General features: G+C 73.0%; 5 protein-coding genes. 4 read left to right on the plus strand and 1 reads right to left on the minus strand.

Annotation, left to right across the window (positions count from 1 at the left end):
• The 3 genes from CCN56_RS36180 to CCN56_RS36190 all read left to right on the plus strand — a co-directional run.
• Positions 1–421 (plus strand): sensor histidine kinase (locus CCN56_RS36180; protein WP_179200114.1); only part of this gene is annotated, 421 nt, incomplete at its 5' end.
• Positions 414–1058: a response regulator transcription factor gene (locus tag CCN56_RS36185; protein WP_086831990.1), complete on the plus strand. Its 645-nt coding sequence runs from the start codon at positions 414–416 to the stop codon at positions 1056–1058. The genes CCN56_RS36180 and CCN56_RS36185, both read left to right, overlap by 8 nt.
• 165 nt (positions 1059–1223) lie before the next feature.
• Entirely contained in the window at positions 1224–1463 is a 240-nt protein-coding gene (locus tag CCN56_RS36190; protein ID WP_086831991.1) for a chaplin, read from the plus strand.
• Positions 1464–1562: 99 nt separating this feature from the next.
• On the opposite strand, the gene CCN56_RS36195 is transcribed toward CCN56_RS36190, so the two are convergent.
• Complete coding sequence (locus CCN56_RS36195; protein WP_086831992.1) at positions 1563–2354, minus strand: hypothetical protein; 792 nt, start codon at positions 2352–2354, stop codon at positions 1563–1565.
• 135 nt (positions 2355–2489) lie between these two features.
• On the opposite strand from CCN56_RS36195, the gene CCN56_RS36200 reads away from it, so the two are divergent.
• Entirely contained in the window at positions 2490–3287 is a 798-nt protein-coding gene (locus CCN56_RS36200; protein WP_086831993.1) for an ABC transporter ATP-binding protein, read from the plus strand.
• The last annotated feature ends 62 nt before the right edge of the window (positions 3288–3349 follow it).

Raw genomic sequence — 3349 nt, forward strand, 5'->3', positions numbered from 1 at the left:
GGAGCGTGTGGACGAGGCCGCCCTCGACGAGGACGGCCTCGTCCACACGCTCCGCACCCAGATCCAGGTCCTCGACCGCGCCCACTCCGCCCGGGTCACCTTCGAGAGCCCGGGGACCCGGGCCCTGCCGGCCGCCCAGGAGGAGGCCGTCCTGCGGGTCGCCCAGGAGGCCCTGCACAACGCCCTGCGGCACGCGGACGCGAAGCTCGTCGCGGTCTCCCTCACCCGCAGCGGCCAGGGTGCGCGGCTCACCGTCACCGACGACGGCAAGGGCTTCGACCCGCGGACGGTCCGCCGCGCCGGCCGCCACCTCGGCCTGGTCTCCATGCGGGACCGGGCGAGCGGTGTCGGCGGCAGACTCACGGTGACCTCGGCCCCGGACCGGGGCACCACGATCGAGATGGAGGTCCCCGGTGGCTGACAAGCCCATCCGCGTGCTCCTGGTCGACGACCACCAGGTCGTCCGCCGGGGCCTGCGCACCTTCCTGGAGGTGCAGGACGACATAGAGGTCGTGGGGGAGGCCTCCGACGGCGCCGAAGGGGTCGCCAGGGCCGAGGAGCTCCGCCCCGACGTGGTCCTCATGGACGTGAAGATGCCGGGCACGGACGGCATCGAGGCGCTCAAGCGGCTCCGCGAGCTCGCCAACCCCGCCAGGGTCCTGATCGTCACCAGCTTCACCGAGCAGCGGACGGTCGTCCCCGCGCTCCGCGCCGGAGCCTCCGGATACGTCTACAAGGACGTCGACCCCGACGCCCTGGCCGGCGCGATTCGCTCCGTCCACGCGGGGCACGTCCTGCTCCAGCCCGAGGTCGCCGACGCGCTCCTCGCCCAGGACGACTCCCACGGGGGTACGGGGCGGGGCCCGTCCCTCACGGAGCGGGAGCGCGAGGTCCTCGGTCTGATCGCGGACGGCCGGTCCAACCGGGAGATCGCCCGCGCGCTCGTCCTCTCCGAGAAGACGGTCAAGACGCACGTCTCGAACATCCTGATGAAACTCGACCTCGCGGACCGCACCCAGGCGGCGCTCTGGGCGGTGAGACACGGCCTCACCCCCTGACACACAACGGACACGCGCCCTTCACGCGCCGGGGCGCACGACCGTTCAGTCCTTCATACCGTCGTGTGGATGTCCCCCGTTCGGCGCAACCCGACGGGGGCCACGGCGTTCTCCATGGCGTGCTGCGGCGGACCGGCCGCAGCGATGACCAGGAGGAAGTACCAAGTGAAGAACCTCAAGAAGGCCGCTGCCCTCACCCTCGTCGCCGGTGGCATCGTCGCCGCCGGTGCGGGTGTCGCCTCCGCGAACGCGGACGCCAACGGGCAGGCCCTCCACTCGCCGGGCGTCGGCTCCGGCAACCTGGTGCAGGTCCCGGTCCACGTCCCCGTGAACGTCTCCGGCAACACGGTCAACGTGATCGGCCTGCTCAACCCGGCCTTCGGCAACGGCGCCTACAACGGCTGACCCCCCACACGAACCCCCGGCTCCGGACGATCCCCCGGAGCCGGGGGTTTGCCTCGTTGCGGGCAATCGTTCCGCTGGGGCGAAGGGGGTCCCCCCGCCTCAGAACCCCCGCTCCCGCTCCCTCTCCTCCACGTACGCGTTGTACGCCGCGACCTGCGCCCGCCGAGCCACCCGCTCCACCGGCCGCAGAGCCTCGCCCCGCGCCGCCATCTCCGAGGCGCTCACCGCACCCCCGTGCCCGTGGCCGTACGCCAGGTTCACCAGCAGCCCGATCCGCTGCGCCAGCTCGAGCACCCGCACCGCGCGCGGCGGATATCCGGGCGCCAGCACCTCGCGCCCCACCTCCGCCCGCGCCCGGTACGCCTCGCGCGCCGCGTCCGCCGCAGGCCCCGAGGCCGCCACGTCGAGCCGGGTCAGGACCGCCGTCGCGTCCCGCAGCGCCTCCGCCAGCTCCCGCTCGGCCTCGCCCAACGAGGGCACATCGGCGGGCGGAGCCTCCCGTACGGCCAGGCAGTGCCAGACCACCGAGACGTGCACGTCGCCGGCCGGACCCGCCTCCGTGACCTCCGGCACGAGACCGTACGGCGCGCCGAAGCCCACCACCGCCTCCTCCGCCTCCAACGCGCGCGCGTTGAAGTCCGGCGGCCCGCTCAACCCCAGCGGATGCCCCGGCGCCGGCAGCGCGACCCGCCACCCGGTCACCCCGAGCCGCCGCAGCCGGCCCAGCGCGAGCGTCAGCCCCACCGGCCCCGCCTCACCCGGCAGCCCCTCCACGCGGTGCACCGCGTCCTCACCGACAATCGCCGTCGCCGCCTCGTCGGGCGACACCGCCCCGGCCAGCAGGGCATTGCCCCAGGCGGCCAGACGTCCTGAGCGTGGTTCCGAAAGCATCCCCCCAGACTAAGGACTCAAAGGAAGCCCTACGGACCGGTCCGCTCCGTCGATAACGTAGGTTTTCCCCTGGACGCCGCGCCCACCGGCGCAAGGCGACGACACGACTCGACCGCAAGGGGAGACAACGCGCTCATGAGCGATGTACTGGAGCTGGTGGACGTATCCGTGGTCCGCGACGGACGGGCTCTGGTGGACGAGGTCTCCTGGTCGGTCAAGGAGGGCGAGCGCTGGGTGATCCTCGGACCCAACGGCGCCGGCAAGACCACCCTTCTGAACATCGCCTCCAGCTACCTCTTCCCCACCAAGGGCACCGCCCACATCCTGGGCGAGCAGCTCGGCGGCGTCGGCACCGACGTCTTCGAACTCCGTCCCCGCATCGGCATGGCCGGCATCGCGATGGCGGAGAAGCTGCCGAAGCGCCAGACCGTCCTGCAGACCGTCCTCACCGCCGCGTACGGCATGACCGCCACCTGGCACGAGGACTACGACCCGGTCGACGAGGAGCGCGCCAAGGCCTTCCTCGACCGGCTCGGGATGAACGACTACCTGGACCGCAGGTTCGGCACCCTCTCCGAGGGCGAGCGCAAGCGCACCCTGATCGCCCGCGCGATGATGACCGACCCGGAGCTCCTCCTCCTCGACGAGCCCGCCGCCGGCCTCGACCTCGGCGGCCGCGAGGACCTGGTCCGCCGCCTCGGCCGCCTCGCCCGCGACCCGTACGCCCCCTCCATGATCATGGTCACCCACCACGTCGAGGAGATCGCCCCCGGCTTCACCCACGTCCTGATGATCCGCCAGGGCAAGGTCCTCGCCGCGGGACCCGTGGAGACCGAGCTCACCTCCCGCAACCTCTCGCACTGCTTCGGCCTGCCGCTCGTCGTCGAGCGCGTCGGCGACCGCTGGACCGCCCACGGCCTGCCCCTGAAGTGACCGGCAGGGGCACCGGCGACCCGCACAGCCGCCCGCGCCCTGTCCCGGGAGGACCCCACCGC

Origin of the sequence: Streptomyces sp. NRRL B-24572, assembly GCF_002156145.1 — a bacterium.
In the GTDB taxonomy this organism is placed as follows: Bacteria; Actinomycetota; Actinomycetes; order Streptomycetales; family Streptomycetaceae; genus Streptomyces; species Streptomyces vietnamensis.

Excerpts from the sequence above, each read along its gene's own strand:
- CCN56_RS36200 (WP_086831993.1), top strand. The coding sequence starts at position 2,490 with ATGAGCGATGTACTGGAGCTGGTGGACGTATCCGTGGTCCGCGACGGA.
- CCN56_RS36195 (WP_086831992.1), bottom strand. The coding sequence starts at position 2,354 with ATGCTTTCGGAACCACGCTCAGGACGTCTGGCCGCCTGGGGCAATGCC.